The organism is Streptomyces sp. RLA131, assembly GCF_056270125.1.
Genome location: NZ_JBWDOQ010000002.1, coordinates 170888 through 191783, shown reverse-complemented (window position 1 = coordinate 191783; position 20896 = coordinate 170888). Strand labels below are relative to the sequence as shown.

The following is a 20896-nucleotide window of genomic DNA, read 5'->3' as shown; positions in this document are numbered from 1 at the left end:
AATCTTTTCGAAAAAGGTTGCCGACCCTTGCGCCGGTTGGGTAGAAATAGCTCAGTAGAAATGCAAAAAGGAAAGGTGAAAGAAATGACAAACCCGTTCGAGAACGCCGAGGGCCGTTACGTCGTGCTGGTCAACGACGAGGGGCAGCACTCCCTGTGGCCCGACTTCGCCGAGGTGCCGGCCGGCTGGGACGTCGCGTACCCCGAGAACGACCGCCAGTCCTGCCTCGACTACATCGAGGCCAACTGGACCGACATGCGGCCCAAGAGCCTCGTCCGCGAGATGGCGGCCTGACCGCCAGGACCGGCCCCCACGTCGTCACGGTGCTCTGGGGCCCCGTCGCCTCGGGCGAACGGCGCGCCGCCCACGCCACCTTGCTGCGCGCCGCCGCGGAGCTGTCCGGCAGCCCGCCGCACAGGATCGGGATGGACTACGAAGCCGGGGGCCGGCCCCGGCTGACCGGCCCGGCCGCGGGACTCCACGTGAGCGTGAGCCACAGCCGGGGAGCGCGGGCGGTGGCGCTCAGCACCCACGCACCGGTGGGGGTGGACGTCGAGACGGTACGGCCGCTCCCGGCGCTGCGGATGGCGCGGCGCTGGCTCGCCCCCGCGGACGCCGACTGGCTGACCCGGCTGCCACACCCGGAACGGGTCCGGGCGTTCTACTGGCTCTGGACCCAAAAGGAAGCGGTCGGCAAGGCCCGCGGTCACGGACTGGCCGACGGCGGCCTCACCCAGCGCCTGCCGGCCCCCGCGCACTGGCCGCCGCACCCCCGGCCCGGCGGCCCCGGCACGCTGCCCGCGCTCAACCCGCTGCCGGACGGGACGGGAACCGCCTGCGCGGTACTCCCGACCGGGCGCGGGCCCCACGTTCTGGCGGTCGCCTGCCTCGACGGCGCCGACATCCGGATAGACCTGCGGCGGTGCGAGCGCTGACCGCATCACCTCACCCACCCAACACCACGAGAGGAGACCCGGGATGACCACCAAGCACGACCGTACGCACCAGGGCTCCTGGGCCCGGCGGCTGACCCGTCGCTGCCTGCGCCACCGCCGCAGCGTGCTGGTGTCGGTCCTCGCCGCGGGCGCGGGGACGGCGGTGAGCGCGCTCGTCCCCATCGCGACGAAGGTGATCGTCGACGACGTCGTCATCCGCCACACCCGCTCGGCCGCGCTGTGGACGGGACTGCTCCTGGCCGCCGCCGCGGCCGGATATCTCGCCGCCTTCCTCAGGCGCCTGTACGCCGGCCGGCTCGCCGCCGACGTCCAGCACGAGCTGCGCGTCGATCTCCTGCGCTCACTGTCGGCGCTGGACGGCGTCCGCCAGGAGGAGCTGAACACCGGGCAGTTGCTCGGCCGCGCATCCGGCGACCTCAACATGGTCTTCGGCCTCGTCTCGACCGTTCCCACGGCGATCGCCGGCGCCGGCATGCTCCTGGTCTCCCTGGCCCTGATGGCCGTGCTGTCCCCCCTGCTCGCGCTCGTCGCGCTCGTACTGGTACCGGCGCTGTGGTTCATCGGGCGGCGCAGCCGCACCTGGCTCTACCCCGCGACGTGGTACGCCCAGAACGAGGCGGCCGCCGTCGCCGGCGTCGTCGCGAGCTCCACCGCGGGCATCCGCGTCGTCAAGGGCTTCGGTCAGGAACGCCAGGAGATGGCCAGACTGACGGCGGCCGCCCGGCGGCTGTTCGCAGGCCGGATGCGGGCCGTACGGCTCAACGCGCGCTACGCCCCCGCCCTCCAGGCCGTGCCCTCCCTCGGGCAGGTAGGGGTGCTGGCCCTCGGCGGCTGGCTGGCCGTCCGCGGCCAGATGACCCTCGGTACCTTCGTCGCCTTCTCGGCCTATCTGGCCCAACTCGTCGGCCCGATCAAGGTTTTGGCCGCACTGCTCACCGTGGGCCAACAGGCCGGGGCGGGCATCGAGCGGGTGCTCGAAATGATCGACACCCGGCCCGTGCTGACGGAGGGCTCCGCACGCCTGCCCCACCAGGTGCCCTTCGACGTCGAGTTCGACCGGGTCACCTTCGCCTACGGGACGGGACGGCCGGTACTGACCGATGTGTCCCTGCGCATCGCCCCCGGCGAGACGGTCGCCGTCGTCGGCGCCCCCGGAGCGGGCAAGTCCACGCTCGCCCAGCTGCTGTCGCGGTTCCACGACGTCTCGGCCGGAGCGGTCCGCATCGGCGGCACCGACGTACGCGACCTCGAATTCGACTCCCTGCGGGGCGCCGTGGCCACCGTGCCCGAGGAAACGGTGCTCTTCACCGGCACCGTGCGCGACAACATCGGCTACGGCAGACCCGACGCGACGGAGGCGGAGATCCAGACCGCCGCCCGCACGGCCCGGGCCCACGACTTCGTCTCGGCACTCCCGGACGGCTACGACACCGAGGTCGGGGAAGGCGGTGGCGCCCTCTCCGGAGGACAGCGGCAGCGCCTCGCACTCGCCAGGGCCGTCGTCACCGCGCCCCGCATCCTCGTCCTCGACGACGCCACCTCCGCCGTCGATGCCCAGGTCGAGCGGGACATCCACGACGCGCTGCGCGACCGTGTCGAGCGATGCACCACACTCCTCGTCGCCCGCCGCAGGTCGACCCTGGCCCTCGCCGACCGCATCGCTGTCCTCGACCGCGGCCGCATCGTCGACATCGGCACCCACAACGAACTCCGGGCACGCTGCGCCCACTACCGCACCGTCGTCCAGGACCACCCCGCCGACGGTACGGCGCAGCCCTGCGCCCCCGTCTCCGGCCCCACCGGAACGAAGCGGGCCGCCGTTCCGGCCCAACGGTCCGCGCCCGCCCCGCAGTCCGCGTCTGCCGCCCGCATGCGGGCCCGGATCGCGGCCCTCCCACCGGCCACCGACCTGCCCGCTGTCGATGAGGACGCGGCCGCACGGGATCTGACGGGCACGGCCGGGCGCCCGTTCGGCCTGCGCCACCTGCTGCGCGGGTTCCGCCTGCCGCTCGTCCTCGGACTGGCGTTGGTCGTCGCCGACGCGCTCGCCGGCCTGGCCCTGCCCTTCGTCATGCGGAACGGGATCGACGGCGGAACACGCCGCCTCGCCCTCGACGCCGTGTGGACGGCCTCTCTTGTGTGCCTCGCCCTGGTCGTGACGCAGTACATCGTCCAGCGGGCTGCCATCAGGGTCACCGGCCGCACCGGGGAACGGCTGTTGTACGCGCTGCGCGTGCGCGTCTTCGCGCACCTGCACAGACTCGGGCTCGACCACTTCGAGAACGAGGCGGCGGGCCGCACCATGACGCGGATGACGACCGACGTCGACGCGCTGTCCTCGTTCCTCCAGACCGGTCTGGTCAGTGTGCTGGTCAGCGCGCTGACCCTGGTGGGCGTCCTCGTGGCCCTCTGCGTCGCCGACGCGGGGATGATGCTCGTCGTCCTGGCGATCGTGCCGGTGGTGGTCCTCGCCACGGCGCTGTTCCGCAGACAGTCGGCGCGGTCCTACACCGAGGCACGGGAGCGGATGGCCCTCGTCAACAGCGCGCTCCAGGAGGGCGCCGCGGGGATGCGGACCACCCAGGCGTTCCGCCGTGAGGAGTCCGTCGTGCGCCGCTTCGCCCGGCACAGCGACGACTACCGGCGCGTCCGCGTCCGCGGACAGTTCCTGATGGCCGTGTACTTCCCGTTCATCCAGCTCCTCGCCACCTTCGCCACCGCCGTGATCCTGTGGGCCGGCGCGGCCCGGGTCGGCGCCGGCACGATGACGGTAGGCACTCTCGTCGCGTACCTCCTCTACCTCGACCTGTTCTTCGTCCCCGTCCAGCAGCTCTCCCAGCTCTTCGACGGCTACCAGCAGGCCCGCGTGTCCCTGCTGCGCATCCGGGACCTGCTGCGGGTGCCCAGTTCCACGCCCGCCACCGCCGGGTCGCTGCCCGTACGGTCCCTGCGTGGCGACATCGTCTTCGACGACGTGCACTTCCACTACCGCACCGGCGGGGCTGCGCTGACGGGAGTACGGCTGCGCATCCGGCAGGGACAGACGGTCGCGTTCGTCGGCGAGACGGGGGCCGGCAAGTCGACGCTGATCAAGCTCGTCGCCCGGTTCTACGACCCGACGGACGGTGCCGTCCGTATCGACGGCACCGACCTGCGCGAACTGGACCTCACTTCCTTCCGGCAGCGGCTCGGCGTCGTACCGCAGGACCCGTACCTGTTCGCCGGCACCGTCCGCGAGGCGATCGCCTACGGACGGCCGGACGCGACCGGGGCCGAGGTGATCGAGACGGCGCGGCGGGTCGGTGCCCACGACGCGATCACCGCACTCGACGGCGGCTACGACCACCCCGTCGGCGAAGGCGGACGCAACCTCTCAGCCGGACAGCGGCAGCTGATCTCACTGGCCCGGGCCGAACTCGTCCGACCGGACGTCCTCCTGCTCGACGAGGCCACCGCCGCCCTGGACCTGGCCACCGAGGCGCTGGTCAACCGGGCCACCGAGCGGCTCACCGCCGGCCGTACGACTCTCGTCGTCGCCCACCGTCTGTCCGTCGCCTCCCGCGCCGACCGGATCGTCGTCATCGACCAGGGACGGGTCCTGGAGGACGGCACGCACGAAGAACTGCTCGCCCTGGACGGGAAGTACGCCGGACTCTGGCGCGCGTCCCAAGGACACCCGCCCGCGGCCCCCGCATCCCGCATCCTCTCCCTCTCCCACGAACGGAGCGCGCCATGAGCACCACCAGCCCGCCGATCCCAGGAGTAGCCGCCGACGGTGCTCCCGACGCGCCGGCCAAGCGCATCGCCCTGGCCCAGCCGCGCGGCTTCTGCGCCGGCGTACGCCGCGCCATCGGCATCGTGGAGCGGGCCCTCGACCTCCACGGCGCGCCGGTGTACGTCCGCAAGGAGATCGTGCACAACCACCACATCGTCGCCGAACTGGAAAAGCGCGGAGCGCGCTTCGTGGACAGTGAGGAGGAGGTGCCCGAGGGCGCGGTCTGCATCTTCTCCGCCCACGGAGTGTCCCCGGCGGTACGGACGGGAGCGGCGCACCGCCGGCTCGACGTGATCGACGCGACCTGCCCGCTGGTCGCCAAGGTGCACCAGGCGGCTCTGCGCCACGCCCGCGAGGAACGGACCATCCTGCTGGTCGGCCACGCCGACCATGAGGAGGTCGAGGGCGTACGCGGCGAGGCCCCCGAACGCACCCTCGTCGTCGAGACCGAGAAGGACGTCGAGCAGCTCGACCTTCCGGCCGACGCGCCGGTGGCGTTCCTCACCCAGACCACCCTGTCGTTCGACGAGACCGAGCGGGTCGTCGAGGCGCTGCGCCGCAGGTTCACCGACATCGTCGGCCCGGCCGGCAGCGACATCTGCTATGCCAGCCAGAACCGTCAGAACGCCGTCAAGGCGCTGGCCCGGAGCAACGACCTCGTCCTCGTGGTCGGCTCGCGCAACTCCAGCAACTCCACCCGCATGGTGGAGGTCGCCCGGGAGCACGGCGCCGCCGCACACCTGGTACCGGACGCCGGTCACCTGGACGAGTCCTGGCTCACCTCGGTGTCGCGTATCGGCATCAGCTCCGGCGCCAGCGCCCCGGAAGTCCTCGTCCGCCAACTCGTCGACCGGCTGGCCTCCCTCGGCCACACCGATGTCGAGGTGGACGAGGGAACCCCCGAGGACGTCGTCTTCTCCATGCCCGCCCGGCTCGCCGCCCCGGGCACGGATCGCGTACCGCGCACCCCACTGGCCGATGAAGCCCTGTGACCAGAACAGGATCCGTCATGACGTCGATTGAGTCGGTCCACGGACCGGACGACCTGCGTGCCCTTTCCCTGCGGCAGACCGAGCAGCTCGCCGCCGACATCCGGCGGCTGCTGGTGGAGGAGGTGACCCGCACCGGCGGGCACCTCGGGCCGAGCCTCGGAGTCGTCGAGCTGACCATCGCCCTGCACCGGGTCTTCGAGTCCCCACGCGACCGGATCATGTGGGACACCGGGCACCAGACCTACGCCCACAAGATCATCACCGGCCGCGCCGGAGCCTTCGGGACGCTCCGGCAGCCGGGCGGCCTCTCCGGATACCCTTCCCGGACCGAGTCCGAGCACGACATCATCGAGAACTCCCACGCCTCGACGGTCCTGTCCTACGCCGACGGACTGGCCAAGGCGTACGAGATCCAAGGCATCACCGACCGCGCGGTCGTGGCGGTCATCGGCGACGGCGCACTGACCGGCGGCATGGCCTGGGAGGGCCTGAACAACCTGGCGGCGGCGCGCCGGCGCCCGGTGGTCGTCGTCCTCAACGACAACACCCGTTCCTACACCCCCACGGTTGGCGGTATCCCCGAGCACCTCGCCCGGCTGCGCACCGGGGAACGCCCTCCGCACAGCGTGTTCGAGAACATGGGGCTGGCCTACGTCGGCCCCGTCGACGGACACGACATCGCCGCCCTGGAGCGGGCCCTGAACCACGCGGCACGCCTCGGCGGACCGGTCGTCGTCCACTGCCTGACGGAGAAGGGCCGCGGCCACGCCCCCGCCGAACAGGACGAGGCCGACCGCTTCCACGCCGTGCGCCCCCGGCCCGCCACCCCCGCCATTCCGCGGACCGACGGGCCCGCCTCGCCCGCCTCGCCCGCTTGGACCGCGGTGTTCGGTGAGGAACTGGCCGACCTCGGCGCACAGCACCCAGACCTCGTCGCCATCACGGCGGCCATGCTCGCGCCCACCGGCCTGTCCCGGTTCGCCGACCGCTTCCCGGAGCGCACGTTCGATGTGGGCATAGCCGAACAGCACGCCGTCACCTCGGCGGCGGGCCTCGCCCTCGGCGGCCTGCACCCCGTGGTGGCGATCTACGCCACCTTCCTCAACCGCGCCTTCGACCAGATGCTGCTCGACGTCGCCCTGCACCGTGCACCGGTCACCTTCGTGCTGGACCGGGCAGGGGTGACCGGGGACGACGGCGCGTCCCACAACGGCATGTGGGACCTGTCGCTGTGCCAGATGGTGCCCGGCCTGCGGGTGGCGGCCCCGCGCGACGGCGCCACACTGCGCCGGGCGCTGCGTGAGGCCGTTGCCGTCCAGGACGGACCCACCGCGCTGCGGTTCCCCAAGGGCACCACGGGACACGACATCCCGGCGGTCGACACCGTCGCCGGCATGGACGTGCTGCGCCGCGCCGAGACCGGGGAACGCGCCGTGCTGCTCGTGTCCGTCGGCACGATGGCCGGAGTCTGCCTGGAAGCGGCCGACCGGCTGGCCGAGCACGGCTTCGGCGTCACCGTCGTCGACCCGCGCTGGCTCACCCCGGTGCCCGCGGCCCTGGTGGACATGGGACTGGACCACGGCCTGGTCGCCACCGTCGAGGACAGCGGACGCGCCGGCGGAGCCGGATCCGCGGTCGCCCAGGCGCTCGCCGACGCGGGCGCGCGCACCCCGGTGCGCACGTTCGGGTTGCCCCAGCGCTTCCTGGACCACGGCCGGCGCGCCGACATCCTCGCCGAGTGCGGTCTGACGGGACGCGGCATCGCGCGGGTCGTCGTCGAGGCGCTCGCCCGGCGCGACGACGCCGTACGCATCGACGAGCTGGCCCCGCAGCCCGTCTGGGCGGACCAGTAGTCCGGCAGAACCATCCCGCGCTCCCACCAGACCAGGAGAACGACCATGACCGTCTCGCTCGGAATACCGCCGGTGCCCGCGCCGGTCCTCGCGCCGCGCCGCCCGACCCGCCAGTTGCGGGTCGGCAAAGTGGGGGTGGGCAGCGAGTCCCCGATCTCCGTACAGTCCATGACGACCACTCTCACCGCCGACGTCGACGCCACCCTTCAGCAGATCGCCGAACTGACGACGGCCGGCTGCGACATCGTGCGGGTGGCCTGCCCCTCGCAGGACGACGCGGACGCCCTCCCGCTGATCGCCGCCAAGTCGCAGATCCCCGTGATCGCCGACATCCACTTCCAGCCGCGCTACGTCTTCGCCGCGATCGAGGCGGGATGTGCCGCGGTCCGGGTCAACCCCGGCAACATCAAGAAGTTCGACGATCGGGTCAAGGACATCGCCCGTGCCGCCAAGGACCACGGCACGCCCATCCGGATCGGCGTCAACGCCGGCTCGCTGGACGCCCGGCTGCTGGCCAAGTACGGCAAGGCCACCCCGGAGGCCCTGGTGGAGTCGGCCCTGTGGGAGGCGAGCCTGTTCGCCGAACACGACTTCCACGACATCAAGATCTCCGTGAAGCACAACGACCCGGTCGTCATGGTCCGCGCGTACGAGCTGCTCGCCGAATCCTGCGACTACCCCCTCCACCTGGGCGTCACCGAGGCCGGCCCGGCCTTCCAGGGCACGGTCAAGTCCGCGGTCGCCTTCGGGGCGCTACTGCGCCAGGGCATCGGCGACACCGTCCGCGTCTCGCTGTCCGCGCCTCCGCTGGAGGAGGTCAAGGTCGCCAACCTGATCCTGCAGTCGCTCAACCTGCGCCCCCGCAAGCTCGACATCGTCTCCTGCCCCTCCTGCGGCCGCGCCCAGGTGGACGTCTACAAGCTCGCGGCCGAGGTCGGCGCCGGCCTGGAGGGGATGGAGGTCCCGCTGCGCGTCGCTGTGATGGGCTGCGTGGTCAACGGTCCCGGCGAGGCCCGGGAAGCCGACCTCGGTGTGGCCTCCGGCAACGGCAAAGGCCAGATCTTCGTCAAGGGCGAAGTGGTCCGCACCGTACCGGAATCGAAGATCGTCGAAACGCTGATCGAGGAGGCACTGCGTCTGGCCGAGGCATACGACCCGGCCGGGACCGGCCAGGGCGCCCCTCAGGTCGCGGTGCTCGCGGCCGGCTGAACCGGCCCGCACAGCTCGCAGCGACTCCCTGCAACCGCACGCATGCCAGTCCGATGACGTCATGAGCCCGAGGAGGCCACCGGTGGACACCGAACAGCGCATTCGCCGTTACTACGAGCTGGTGGACGTGGGCGACGTGCCCGCTCTCGTCGAGCTCTTCGACGAGGAGGCCGTCTACTGCCGTCCAGGCTACGACCCGTTGGTCGGCAGGGCGGAACTGGAGCGCTTCTATCTTGAGGAGCGCGTGATCAAGGAGGGCCGGCACACGCTCTCCACCACGCTGGTGCACGAGGACGGCGCGGCGGTGCACGGCACGTTCGAGGGGACACTGCACGACGGCCGGTCGGTCTCGCTGCGTTTCGCTGACTTCTTCACGTTCTCCGAGACCGGGACGTTCCGAAGCCGTGACACCTTTTTCTACGCCCCGCTGGTCTGACGGATCCGAAGAGCCCGACGAGAGGAATGCGCTGTGACGCCCAGGCACGGCTTCGGGGAGCGATTCACCGACCACATGGTGATGCTGGAGTGGACCGCCGACCACGGCTGGGAGGGCCGTCCGCGACTACTGCCCTACGGCGACCTGGCGTTCAGCCCGGCGATGGCGGGGTTGCACTACGGTCAGGTGGTGTTCGAGGGCCTCAAGGCCCACCGGCGAGGGGACGGGACGCTCGCCACGTTCCGGCCGGATGCCCACGCACGCCGTTTCCGGCAGTCCGCCCGCCGGCTCGCCATGCCCGAGCTGCCCGATGAACTGTTCCTGGAGGCCGTGGACGCGTTCGTCGGCCGCGACGGCGATCTGCTGCCCGACGGCGACCCGACCCTGAGCCTGTACCTGCGGCCGGTGCTGTTCGCCAGCGAGCCGTGCCTGGCGCTGCGGCCCGCGCGCGAGTACACGTTCCTGCTGATGGGCTTTGTCACGGGCGGCTTCTTCTCCGATCGCCCGGACCCGGTTTCGGTGTTGATCACCCGGGACTTCTCCCGGGCCGCACCCGGCGGCACAGGTCAGGCCAAGTGCGCGGGGAACTACGCGGGAGCGTTCCTGGCGCAGCAGGCAGCGGTCGAAGCGGGGTGCCAGCAGGTGGTGTGGCTCGACCCGGTGGAGCGCCGCTGGATCGAGGAGATGGGCGGCATGAACCTCTTCTTCGTACGCGGAACGGGCCCGGCCGCCGAAGTGGTGACCCCGCAGCTCACCGGAACACTGCTCCCCGGTGTCACCCGCGACACGCTGCTCACGCTGGCCGCACAGCGCGGGCATACCGTCCGCGAGGAGCGGATCTCCGTCGATCAGTGGCGGTCGCAGAGCGAGTCCGGCGTCATCACGGAGACGTTCGCGTGCGGAACGGCGGCGCTCGTGACACCGGTCGGTGAGGTGCACGACGGTGACGACCGATGGCTGATCGGGTGTGGGAAACCGGGACAGGTGACCATGGAGCTGCGTGACGCGCTCAGCGATCTCCATCGGGGACGTGCCGTGGACCCGCATGGATGGCTGCGCACCTGTGCGGTGGGCGGGGGTGACGACGCACCCCTCGGCGATGGGCTGCTCTCCGCACGCAGCGCCCAGGTGACCGCCCCGCCCACAGCCGCTGCGGTCACCCCTCGCTCGGACAGCGGCCGGATTTGTTGGGGGGGCCGTGGGGTTTGATCAGCTCGGTCTTGAACAGCCCGATCGTGGACTCCGCCAGTGTGTTGTCCTAGGCGTCGGCGACGCTGCCGATGGAGGGCGCGATGCCGGCCTGGGCCAGGCGTTCGGTGAAGACGATCGAGGTGTACTGCTCAGGTGCAAGGGGTCGTTGCAACACCGCAGTGCGCGCTGAACTTGTTCCTGACGACCTGTGGGGGCGGGTAGCCCCAGTGCTGCCGCCTGCTCCCGAGCGGCGCCGTCGCTACCCCGGGCGGCTGTGTGTTCCCGACCGAGTGGCACTCGCCGGCGTCATGTACGTGCTGCGGCAACCGGTACGACGTCACCCGGCTCCTGCCGCTGCTGAACGCCATCCCGTCGATGCGGGGACTGCGGGGACGCCCCCGCCGCAAACCGCGGCGCCTTCGCCTGGCTGCACCAGTTCCACTCGAACTGGCCTGCGCCTCACAGGTCTCCGTAGCCTACGAACCTCACCCTGAGACGATCAGTTGTTCCCTCCCGTCGGTTGCGAAGTCCACATCGACCTCAGTGCCGTTGCCACTGACGACGCGGCACCCTGCCCCATGGACACGTAAGAGAGTACGAGTTCTCGCGCAGCCTCAGCCCGTTCCATACGGCGTCATCCCCTCTGGGCCCGTAGTCGAAGGGATTGTTCCATGGGGCCGCCAACGTCTCCGGCGGACGGCATCTGAAACGATCAGTTACGGGGCGTCACTCAGTTGCCGGTCGTGCCGTCGAGCATCTCGCGCAGGATGTCCAGGTGGCCGTTGTGGCGGGCTGTCTCCTCGGTGAGGTGAAGGAGGATCCAGCGGAGGTCGACGTGGTGGCCGTTGCGGACGGCTCGCCCGGCCTGGCCGTCCAGGCCATTCGCGGCGACCAGTTCGCGGTAGCGGGCACTCTGTTCGGCGTATTCGTCGAGCAACTGCGTGAGTGGGAAGTCGACGGCGATACGCATCTCGCGGTCGGGGTCCTCCTCGGTCCAGGGGCCCCGGTCTTCCTCGCCGAGGAAGACCACCTGGAACCAGTAGTACTCGACCCAGCGGAGGTGGTTGATCACTCCGCTCATGGTCATCAGCGGTGAGCCCGGCAGGAGGGCCTTACGTGCGTTCTCCGCGGAGATGCCCTGGCACTTGGCGCGGGCGGTGTCACGTGTGTAGTCGAGGAACGTGGTGAGCTGGGTGCGCTCGTCCCACGCGGGCGGCGTGTCGTCGATTCTGGTCATCGCGCGAAGCGTCCCCGATCACCGCGACCGATGTCGAGGTATTTATCGACGGGCCCAAGGTCATCTGTTCTCACTGAACTCTGCGGCGTCGGGGAAGACCGCCGGACTGTTGCCGCTGTAGGGCTGGGGCTGAAGACATCGACATGGGGATAGCGCATGTTCCGGACGGTACGGGCTGCCGCAGGCGGAAGGGACCGGCGACCTTTGAGGGGTGGATATAGGCTGCGGTTATGGGCTTGGATCTGGAGACGTCGCTGCTACGTGCCTTCGTCACCTGCGCCCGGTCGGGAAGCATCAGCAGAGCCGCGGCCGCACTGGGGCACAGCCAGCCGGCACTCAGCCAGCAGCTCAGGAAACTCGAACGCTCCATCGGGGACCCGCTGCTGCACCGGTCTGCCACCGGCGTGTCACTGACCAGGGCCGGGGAGACTCTGCTGCCGTACGCGGAACGCATCCTGGCGCTGTCGGCGCAGGCCGTGGCCGCCACCGGGCAGACCGTGGTCGGGCACTGCGGCGTAGGCCTGATCGAGGACCTCACGGCCGCGCCCCTCGCGCAGGCCCTGGCCGACTTCGCCCGCATGCACCCGCAAGCGACGCTGGAGCTGGTCAGCGGTCACGGGCCGGCGATGAGAAGGGCTTTCACGAGCAACCGCATCCACTTGGCGCTGTGCGACCCGTCCCATCTCCCCGAACCTCCACGCTGGACCGTACGGCTGCCACTGGTGTGGGCTGCCGGCCCCGAGGTGGATCTCGGTCCGGACCCCCTGCCGCTCGTGCTGTTCTCGCAGCCGTGCCGCTGGCGCATGCCGGTGCTCGACACCCTCAAGGACAGCGGATACGCCTGGCGTATCGCCTTCGAGAGCACCAGCCTGGCCGGTGTGCAGAACGCGGTCCGTGCCGGGCTGGGCGTGGCGGCCGTTCTTCCCGCCCAGGTCGAGCCCGGGATGGCGGTGCGCGGCCTGCCAGAATTGCCCGACGTGGAACTCGGATTGGTCCGGCGCCCGGGCACCGAGGGCGATCCCCTGGTCGACGCGGTCGAAGAACTCCTGAAAAGCCTGATCTGACACCCCGCCCAGGAGATGACCTCTCTCGACTCGGTGTCGACTCGCCGCGCCATGCGTGTCCAGTCCGGTGGAAATCGCCAGATTGAGTACTGCTTGCTCAATCGCCACGGTGGTGCGTGGCCGTCTCCTGGAGTGGTCGGAACCCACTCCCTTCGGTCGTGATCACGATGAGTCCCACCACGTACGCTGCAGCCGGCACCTCTGCCGGAGTTTCATCCGCCATGGCGGAGCCCAGGCTGTCCACGGCAGCTCGGACCGTCCTGGAATGGGGTCTGCCGCTGGAACGTAGTCCTTTGTCCGCCTCGACCGCCCGCCGCGAGGCCCGCAAGGTGATGCATTCCTGGGGGCTCGAAGGTGAGATTCTGGATGACACCCTGCTGGTCGTCTCAGAGCCGGTCACCAACGCGGTGCAGTATGCCCAGCCGCCCATCAGCCTGTCTCTCCACCTCTCCAGCGATCAGGCCCTGCGCGTCGAGGTGACCGACGGCGGCCCTTCCCTCATCGACGACGGGTGGGCCGCAGACCGCCCTGCCGACGAACACGGGCGCGGGGGCGTTATCGTCGCCGCCCTGACCGCGGGTGCCGGTGAGATCGACCAGCATGACGGGTCTGTCCACCGGTGGGCCGCCGTGGAGTCACCGGACGACCAACCGGTCCTGATACCGCGGCGGTAGATCTGCGCCGGCCCGTCCCTCACCTGTTTCCGCGGCCGTCAGCGGCAAGCCGACGATCAGAGGCAGTTGTTCCGGGCAGAGGCGACCTGGTGACCTGGGCAAACACCCATCCAGCGATGGTCCGGGCGGTGAATACCGCAGCCCGGCTCCAGATAAGTACCCGTTACTCATTTCAACCGCCGAGCCCCTTGCGACCCTAGCGGTAAGCCTGGTTAGGCGGACTATCTCTACCGGGGCGAGCCTCAGGACGGCAGCCGAAAGAAAAGCTTCACTCACGCTGAGTCCAGAGGACCACCTCGCGAGCAAAAAGCTCTCGAATAGATAGAGCGCCGAGCACTGTTCTTAGGACCGGCCGGAGCGACCGTCTATTTACCAGTTTTCGATCTAAGGATATTCCTGTGAATGGCCTCACCATTCCAGACCAGGCCGGCGCACCGGTACGCGCGGTGCGCCACGGTGCGGTTCTCGCCGTGACCTGCCTGGCACTGGCGACCGTTGTATCGGCGATGGCATCGCTGAGCGTGGCGTTGCCCGACATCGCCCGTGAGACCCACGCCAACCAGACCCAGTTGTCGTGGATCATCGATTCCTACAGCCTGATCTTCGCTTCGTTCCTGCTGTTCGCGGCAACCCTCGGCGACCGCTTCGGCCGTCGCAGGGCGCTGCTGGGCGGGCTGGGACTGTTCGCGGGAGTGTCGCTTGCCGCGACCTTCACGAGCGAGCCGGGCGCACTGATCGTCCTTCGTACAGTGCTGGGCGTGGCAGCCGCGTTCGTCATGCCCGCCACACTGTCGACGATCACCAGCACGTTCCCTCGAACCCAGCAGGCGCGTGCCGTCAGCATCTGGGCGGCGGTCGCGGGTGCCAGCGCCGCGCTGGGACTGCTCGCCTCCGGAGCGCTGCTGGAGGTGGGGTCGTGGCGATCGGTGTTCTGGCTGAACACAGTGATGGCGGGGGTGGCGTTCATCGGCACCTACGTCTTCGTGCCGGAGTCCGCGCAGCCGGGCAAGCAGCGTGTGGACGTGACCGGAGCGGCTCTCACGGTGGCGGGCCTGGGGGTGCTGGTCTACTCGGTCATCGAGGCGCCCGAGCACGGCTGGGGCAGCACGCGCACCCTGGCGGGCCTAGCCGTCGGGCTGACTGTCCTGGTCGCCTTCGTCGTCTGGGAGTTGAAGCACCCGCACCCGCTGCTCGACCCGAGGCTGTTCCGCCACAAGCCGTTCGCGGCCGGATCGATTTCGACCACACTGCAGTTCTTCGCGTTCTTCGGATTCATCTTCGTCGTCATGCAGTACCTCCAACTGGTGCGCGGTGACAGCGCCCTGCTGGCCGCCGTGAGCGTGCTGCCGATGTCCGCGGCGATGATCCCCAGTGCCCGGCTCAGCCCGCGACTGGTCGCCCGGCGAGGCGCCCGCGGCCCCTGGACCGTGGGCCTCCTCCTGGTCGCCGCGGGCCTGCTCGTGCTGGCCCAACTCGACGCCGGCAGTTCGTACTGGCTGGTCCTTGGTGGGCTCCTGCCGCTCGGTGCGGGCATGGGTCTGGCCACGACCCCGGCCACCGCCGCCATCACCGACGCCCTGCCGCCCCGCCTGCAGAACGTGGGCTCCGCCGTGAACGACCTGTCACGCGAACTCGGCGGCGCCCTGGGCATCGCCGTTCTCGGCAGCCTCCTGAGCGCCCAGTACCGCGACGAGATCGACGTCCAGGGTCTTCCTGCCCAGGTCGCCGACGCGGCGCGCTCCTCCCTCGCCGCGGCCAACCACGTGGGCCACGCCACGGGCAACCCGGCACTGATCGACAAGGCCCGCGACGCCTTCGCCTCCGGAATGCACCTTGCCCTCATCAGCGGCGCCGGAGCCACCGTCCTGGCCGCCGTCGTCGTCACCCTCCTGCTTCGCCGTGCAGGCAAGACCGGCACGGTTGCCGGCGAGATACCGGACAGCGGGACGAGTCACCAGATGGCCGGGTCGGTTCGGTAGCCGGAAGCCGACCGACGGCATGCCACACGCCGTACGGCGCGAGGGGTCGTACCGCGACGCCTCCCGCCGTACGGAGAAAGGACCCACCGTGACCACTCCGCACCGCTCCCAGCCACCGCGACTGCCCGAGCCCCTTCCGGCCCTCGCCTCGGCCTTCGCTCTGCTGGGCAGACGCTGGAGCGGCCTGATCATCGCGGCCCTGGCCAAAGGCCCGGCCGGCTTCGCCCACGTGGCCGGCGCTGTCAAGCCGGGGGCGTCACCGCGCACCCACTGCACACTCTCCTCCCCTGGCGCGGCCTCTCTCATCCCCCTGGCCGCCCTGACGGTGTGGGCGCGGGACCACATCACTGCGAAGGGGACGCCATCCTGCGAACTCCCCGAGCGCGGTGAACACAGCCGTCCTGACTTCGTAGTGAGCGAGTTGGATCTGGCGGACGAGACGACGGCGGCAGCGGTGCACCGGATCGGTCGCCGTGCGTATGCGGTCGAAGCCGACCTGATCGGCTTCGACCGTATTCCGGCCCTGCGAGAGAGCCTGGAGGAGATGCAGGCACAGCCTTTGCGTTGGCTTGGGGCGAGGACGGACGGCGGACAGATCGTCGCTTTCGTCGCCTGGCAGCACCTGGCCGGGGAAGACGGCACTGACATTGCCCGCGTGTGCGTCGATCCCGCATGGTTCCGGCACGGCCTGGCATCACGCCTGCTGGGGCGCCTCTTGGCCGACATGGCCCCCGGCGGGCACGTGCTGGTGAGTACAGGCGCCGACAATCTTCCCGCCATCGCCCTTTACGAGCGCCATGGCTTCTCCCGCGTGGGCACCACCGAACCCGCACCCAACCTGCGCATGGCTCAGTTCCGACTCACCCGGCAACATGCGGAATCCGTCGCATAGTCCTCGGACCGCGGCGGTCGGGGTCGGAGCCGTGGCCCTTGCCGCCAAGCGGCGAATCGGGGCGGCGGCGTGGACGTTTGGGACGCCCGGCTGCCGTTGGGATGCCGTCGTTGACGTCGGCCGCGGTGGTGACGGCCTTGATCGGGGTGCCGCGTCGCAGGTCAAGTGGCGTCTGCCGGCCGTCTTCCACCGGCCGACCGGCGACGGACCGATGTCGGCTCCCCCTACCGCAGAGCACTCACACCCTCCCGAACGTGCGAAGCGTCCCATCGGCCCTGCCCGACCAGGACACCTCGACGAGATCGTTTCACGAGCTCTGAGCGCAGACGTGCGGGTCCGCATCAGCTTTGACCGGCTCGGCGGCATCATCAAGGACGCCCAAATGCTCTCCGTGGCCCGTGGCCGAGTACGTACTACTGATCAATAGCCGACGATTCCGGGCCACAGTGAAAATCATGAGCAACCATCGAATTGAGGCCGGCTAATGGCTCTTGTCACTTTCAATGACATCTATGCGGCCAGTCAGCGCCTGGCGCACGCGGTGTCCCATACACCGTTGCTTACGGCGCCCTGGGCCTCGTGCGCCCACCGTTCCCTGCTCCTGAAGCCCGAGAACCTGCAGATCACAGGTTCGTTCAAGATCCGCGGCACTTACAACCGCATGTCGAGGCTGTCCGAAGCCCAGAAAGCCCGAGGGGTTGTCGCGCGGTCAAGCGGAAACCATGGCAAGGCTCTCGCCTACGTGGCGCGCCAAGAGGGCGTGAAGGTCACGATCGTTATGCCTGCTACTGCCGCCAAGGCCAAAATCGACGGCGTTCTCGAATACGGAGCCGAGGTGAAGTTCGCCCCTCTCGAAGAGTGCGCCAAGGTGACCGAGGAGCTGGCCGAAAAGCATGGCTTCGTCATCGTCCCGCCTTTCGACGACCTCGACATCATCGCTGGCCAGGGAACGGTAGGCCTGGAAATCGCCGAGGAGGCGGTTGCTCGGGGACTGGACGTTGACACGGTGCTGGTGCCGGTCAGCGGAGGCGGCCTGATTTCCGGTGTTGCGGCGGCACTGAAGCTCACGAGGCCCGGAGTACGAGTAGTGGGCGTCGAGCCGGAGCTGGCGGCCGACGCGCGGGAAAGCCTGCGCACCGGCAGGCGAGTGACCTGGCCGACTCAGCGCGTCAGTAGAACCCTGGCTGACGGGATGCAGATGAGTACCGTGGGCGTGCACCCCTTTGAGCACATGCAAGTACTTGTTGACGACATCATCACCGTCACCGAGGAGGAGATCTGTTCGAGCGTAGCAATCTTGGCACGTCATGCCGACATGATCGCCGAGCCTTCCGGGGCAGTCACAACGGCAGCATATCTGTATCACGAGCGCGACCTTCCGGCCGGTGCTGCACACGTAGCGGTAGTCAGTGGTGGAAATGTCAATTCCGACCTCCTTGAATTGCTGCTCAAAGAACCCCCTCTCCCGTTCATGGGTTGTTGCCATTAGCCGGGGCGCAGCCGAGGTGAGCCCAGAGCTCCGGCCGTAGGCCGTGATCATGTAAGCGGATGCCGGGCGCCAAAGTGGCCTGCCTACGTGGCTGGGACCTGGGACGAACAGCAGCTGATTGCGGATGGGCGGAATCCGGCAAAGGCCTGGGCCGGGCGCTCTGGATCCCGACGCGCTTTCGTGAAGGTCCCAGGGGCTGGGGGAGGTGAGCGAGGAGACCGTGGCGGGGATCCGGGAGCCGACCGGCTGCGCGCTGATCGCCCGTCGTGCCACGAAGGTGCGGATGCGGGCCCTGGGACGGCAAGGCCATGATGTTTTGCCGGAACATGGACCAAAAGATGACGAAACGAGGCAGAGCGGGATACGTATGCTGGGTGCGCCCCGAGGTGGCACTGAGCAAGTGCTTATCTGCCCTGCATGGGACGGCTCTGCGGGCCGCCGGCAAGGAAGGGTCGAGGATGAAGAAGATCGGCGTCGGACAGCGTCCGCTGGCGGGGCGCGATGCAGAACTTCGCCTCTGTCGAGCTGCGCTGGCCGACCCGGAGTGCAGAGGTTTCGTGATCTTCGGACCGCAAGGCGTCGGAAAGTCGAGACTGGCTGATGAATTCCTCAAAGTAGGCGCAGCGGAGGGATGGAAAACGCTCCGGGTAACTGCCACGAGGGGAGCCTCGACTGTCCCCTTCGGCGCTATCGCGCACCTGATTCCAGTCGGAGTGGCCGCTACCGATATTGCCGCGGTGTTCACCGGAGTTGCGTCCAGTCTCGATGAGAAGAAGAGAAAAGGGACTCTGCTTCTCGTGGAAGATATTCCCCTGCTGGACCAGTCCTCTCTCATCATCGTTCAACGGCTTTCCGATGCAGGGAAGATATTTCTGATATCGACCATGCGCGACGGAGAGCGTGAAAATCCGGACTCGGATTCCCTTACTGTGGGATACGGCTTCCGGCGAGTAAACCTCAAGAATCTCAACCAGGACTCGATTCACCGCTTGCTGGAGTCCACTCTTGAGGGAGCTGTGAGCCGTCGGACCTCGTACGAGTTGTACTTGAAGAGCGCAGGGAACCCGCTGTTTCTCCGTGAACTTGTCTTTGCCGCACTCGATTCTCGGTTCATGAAGAATGACGGCGAGGTCTGGGAGCTGGAACCGGCTGCAGAATCCGCTACGACCACACCGCAACTCACCGATCTGGTCGAGTCCAGGCTCTCGGCCATCTCGGCCGAGGGGCGCGCTCTTCTTGAGGTGATCTCTGTATGCGGCGAAGCCTCACTCGATGGTGTCGTATCCCGGGAAAAGCAGGACGGCGTGCTGATAGAACTCGAGTCCGAGGGCCTGGTGAACATTTCTCTCGATGGGCGGCGCACTCGCATCGACCTGGAGCACCCCATCTATGGTGAGGTGCTCCAAAGGAACATGCCTCCCTTCAAAAGGAGACGCGTGTACCTCAATCAGGTCGCCTCGCTGGAAGCTCATGGGCTTCGGCGTCGTGACGATTTCTTCCGGTCTGTCGCCTGGCGTGTCGAGGCGACTGGATCGGCAGAGACGGATCATCTTGTCTCGGCCGCCAGACTCGCCCGGGACGCTCACAGCTACACCCGAGCCGTACAACTTCTGGAGGCCGTGCCGCAGCCGGAGAGAAATGCCGCCTGTCTCCTCCTTCTGGGGCACTGCCTTGCTCAGGCCGGCAGGACAGAAGAGGTCGAGGACGTGCTCGTTCAGGCTCAGAGGCTGGCTGTCGGCGAGGACGAGATCCTCGACGTCGCCTTTGCCCGGGTGCAGAACCTGTTCTGGGTCCAGGGCGGCAAGGCTGAGGCATTGGAGGTGATAGCCGAGGCCGGCCGGCATGCCCGCAGTTCATCGGCGCTGTTCCGGACGCGTTCCGCCGAGGCCACCATCCGCATCGCCTGCGGCGATCCGCAGGCCGGCCTGGACGCCCTTGGCGAGATCGACTACGACGTCGAGGGTCCAGCAGAGATCAACGTGCTGCTGCTCAGTCTCATGTACCAGTCCCCGGGACTGACCATGACCGGCCGTACGGCCGAGGCCATCAGTACCGCCGAAGACGCGTACAAAATCAACCTCAAGTACCACGATCAGGCGCTGTACCTGCACCCTTCCGCTCAGCGCAATGGCCTGATCTTCGCGCTTGCCGAGGCCGGTCGCCTGTCAGAAGCCCGGGCCATGGGGAACCTCGCTCTGGGGGAGCTCATGGCCGCGCGAGCCCAGGTGCCCCACGTGTGGACGGCACTGCAGATGGCACGTGCTGAATGGCTTTCAGGTCATCCGAGATCCGCCAGGCACTGGTACGCGGAGTCGGTCGCCCTTGCCAGGTCGCATGGCCAGACGCTGGCCATGCGACCCGCCCTGTGCGGCCTCGCGGCGGCCGCCGCGCAGGTGAATGACACTGTCAGTGCGCGGAAGGCCATTGACGAAGCAGCGCAGTACCCCCACGTCGGCCTGTTCGTCGGAGAAGACGACCTCGCCACAGCCTGGCTCCACGTCGCCGATGGGAAGCTCGCCGCCGCTCGCGAGGTACTCGAGGCTGCCGCGGCTTCAGCACGCGCATCGGGAGTTCTGAGTTCTGAAGCCGCGCTCCTGACCGATGTCGCCCGACTGGGCGACGCACGGCAGGTAGTGAGAAGACTCGGCGAACTCGCAGACGTCTGCGACTCGGCATTCACCCGTGCTCGGGCAGGTTATGCCGGAGCGCTGGCGGCAAACGACCCGTCCGCCCTGGAAGTTGCGTCTGCCTCGTTCGAGAAGATGGGGGCAGACCTGCTCGCAGCGGAGGCGTCCGCGGCGGCTGCTGCGGCGTGGAAGCGCGCGGGCGAGTCCCGCAAGTCCACCGCCGGCGCCAACCGGACCGCCCGGCTTGCTGTCCTGTGCGAAGGTGCCCGCACTCCCGGCTTGACCACGGCCCTCGAACCTGCTGCGGCACTGACGGCCCGTGAGCGGGAAATTGCTGTCCTGACCGGTTCAGGTGCATCGGCGCAAGCTGTAGCAGAGGCACTCTCCATTTCCCGGCGGACCGTGGAAAACCACCTCTACAGCATTTACAGCAAACTTGGCGTTTCTACTCGCGCAGAGCTCAAGAAAGCGCTGGAGGCAACGAACTGAGGCACTCGGCTCGTGCGGTGTGCCCCGCACCAT

Annotated in this window: 15 protein-coding genes; 14 read left to right on the top strand and 1 reads right to left on the bottom strand. The window is 68.9% G+C overall.

Annotation, left to right across the window (positions count from 1 at the left end; translation table 11 throughout):
* The first annotated feature begins 84 nt into the window (after positions 1-84).
* From RWE79_RS01610 to RWE79_RS01575, 8 genes are all read left to right on the top strand, one after another.
* On the top strand, positions 85-294 hold the full coding sequence (locus RWE79_RS01610) for an MbtH family protein (protein ID WP_475938186.1): 210 nt from the start codon (positions 85-87) through the stop codon (positions 292-294).
* A gap of 29 nt (positions 295-323) precedes the next feature.
* The gene (locus RWE79_RS01605; RefSeq protein WP_475938185.1) at positions 324-935 is read left to right on the top strand and encodes a 4'-phosphopantetheinyl transferase family protein; all 612 of its coding nucleotides are present in this window, start codon (positions 324-326) and stop codon (positions 933-935) included.
* Positions 936-978: 43 nt separating this feature from the next.
* Positions 979-4692: an ABC transporter ATP-binding protein gene (locus RWE79_RS01600; RefSeq protein ID WP_475938184.1), complete on the top strand. Its 3714-nt coding sequence runs from the start codon at positions 979-981 to the stop codon at positions 4690-4692.
* The gene (ispH, locus tag RWE79_RS01595) at positions 4689-5723 is read left to right on the top strand and encodes a 4-hydroxy-3-methylbut-2-enyl diphosphate reductase (RefSeq protein ID WP_475938183.1); all 1035 of its coding nucleotides are present in this window, start codon (positions 4689-4691) and stop codon (positions 5721-5723) included. Before RWE79_RS01600 ends, ispH begins: the two co-directional genes overlap by 4 nt.
* A 17-nt stretch (positions 5724-5740) precedes the next feature.
* Positions 5741-7576 (top strand): 1-deoxy-D-xylulose-5-phosphate synthase, encoded by a 1836-nt coding sequence (locus tag RWE79_RS01590; protein ID WP_475938182.1) that lies wholly within the window; start codon positions 5741-5743, stop codon positions 7574-7576.
* Between the two features lie 45 nt (positions 7577-7621).
* Positions 7622-8785 (top strand): flavodoxin-dependent (E)-4-hydroxy-3-methylbut-2-enyl-diphosphate synthase, encoded by a 1164-nt coding sequence (ispG, locus tag RWE79_RS01585; protein ID WP_475938181.1) that lies wholly within the window; start codon positions 7622-7624, stop codon positions 8783-8785.
* A gap of 82 nt (positions 8786-8867) precedes the next feature.
* A complete protein-coding gene (locus tag RWE79_RS01580) occupies positions 8868-9221 on the top strand; it encodes a nuclear transport factor 2 family protein (RefSeq protein ID WP_475938180.1) in 354 nt (117 codons plus the stop codon).
* Between the two features lie 33 nt (positions 9222-9254).
* Positions 9255-10430 carry a branched-chain amino acid aminotransferase gene (locus tag RWE79_RS01575; RefSeq protein WP_475938179.1) on the top strand — a complete coding sequence of 392 codons (1176 nt, stop codon included), beginning with the start codon at positions 9255-9257 and terminating at the stop codon, positions 10428-10430.
* A gap of 712 nt (positions 10431-11142) precedes the next feature.
* Here RWE79_RS01575 and RWE79_RS01570 read toward each other — a convergent pair.
* On the bottom strand, positions 11143-11649 hold the full coding sequence (locus RWE79_RS01570) for a DinB family protein (RefSeq protein WP_475938178.1): 507 nt from the start codon (positions 11647-11649) through the stop codon (positions 11143-11145).
* Between the two features lie 230 nt (positions 11650-11879).
* Here RWE79_RS01570 and RWE79_RS01565 point away from each other — a divergent pair, with 230 nt between their 5' ends.
* From RWE79_RS01565 to RWE79_RS01540, 6 genes are all read left to right on the top strand, one after another.
* Complete coding sequence (locus tag RWE79_RS01565; protein ID WP_475938177.1) at positions 11880-12713, top strand: LysR family transcriptional regulator; 834 nt, start codon at positions 11880-11882, stop codon at positions 12711-12713.
* Positions 12714-13006: 293 nt separating this feature from the next.
* Positions 13007-13387: an ATP-binding protein gene (locus tag RWE79_RS01560; RefSeq protein ID WP_475938176.1), complete on the top strand. Its 381-nt coding sequence runs from the start codon at positions 13007-13009 to the stop codon at positions 13385-13387.
* A gap of 398 nt (positions 13388-13785) precedes the next feature.
* Positions 13786-15366: an MFS transporter gene (locus RWE79_RS01555; RefSeq protein WP_475938175.1), complete on the top strand. Its 1581-nt coding sequence runs from the start codon at positions 13786-13788 to the stop codon at positions 15364-15366.
* Positions 15367-15454: 88 nt separating this feature from the next.
* Positions 15455-16258, top strand: a complete 804-nt coding sequence (locus tag RWE79_RS01550) for a GNAT family N-acetyltransferase (RefSeq protein ID WP_475938174.1) — start codon at positions 15455-15457, stop codon at positions 16256-16258.
* A gap of 484 nt (positions 16259-16742) precedes the next feature.
* Positions 16743-17747, top strand: coding sequence for a threonine ammonia-lyase (locus RWE79_RS01545; protein ID WP_475938173.1), 1005 nt, complete (start codon positions 16743-16745; stop codon positions 17745-17747).
* 458 nt (positions 17748-18205) lie between these two features.
* Positions 18206-20863 (top strand): LuxR C-terminal-related transcriptional regulator, encoded by a 2658-nt coding sequence (locus tag RWE79_RS01540; protein WP_475938172.1) that lies wholly within the window; start codon positions 18206-18208, stop codon positions 20861-20863.
* Positions 20864-20896: the final 33 nt, after the last annotated feature.

What these genes read in the sequence shown, in the direction of transcription:
- ispG (WP_475938181.1), top strand. Translation starts at nt 7,622, where the DNA reads ATGACCGTCTCGCTCGGAATACCGCCGGTGCCCGCGCCGGTCCTCGCG.
- RWE79_RS01545 (WP_475938173.1), top strand. Translation starts at nt 16,743, where the DNA reads ATGGCTCTTGTCACTTTCAATGACATCTATGCGGCCAGTCAGCGCCTG.
- RWE79_RS01590 (WP_475938182.1), top strand. Translation starts at nt 5,741, where the DNA reads ATGACGTCGATTGAGTCGGTCCACGGACCGGACGACCTGCGTGCCCTT.
- RWE79_RS01570 (WP_475938178.1), bottom strand. Translation starts at nt 11,649, where the DNA reads ATGACCAGAATCGACGACACGCCGCCCGCGTGGGACGAGCGCACCCAG.
- RWE79_RS01540 (WP_475938172.1), top strand. Translation starts at nt 18,206, where the DNA reads ATGAAGAAGATCGGCGTCGGACAGCGTCCGCTGGCGGGGCGCGATGCA.
- RWE79_RS01610 (WP_475938186.1), top strand. Translation starts at nt 85, where the DNA reads ATGACAAACCCGTTCGAGAACGCCGAGGGCCGTTACGTCGTGCTGGTC.
- RWE79_RS01565 (WP_475938177.1), top strand. Translation starts at nt 11,880, where the DNA reads ATGGGCTTGGATCTGGAGACGTCGCTGCTACGTGCCTTCGTCACCTGC.
- ispH (WP_475938183.1), top strand. Translation starts at nt 4,689, where the DNA reads ATGAGCACCACCAGCCCGCCGATCCCAGGAGTAGCCGCCGACGGTGCT.
- RWE79_RS01600 (WP_475938184.1), top strand. Translation starts at nt 979, where the DNA reads ATGACCACCAAGCACGACCGTACGCACCAGGGCTCCTGGGCCCGGCGG.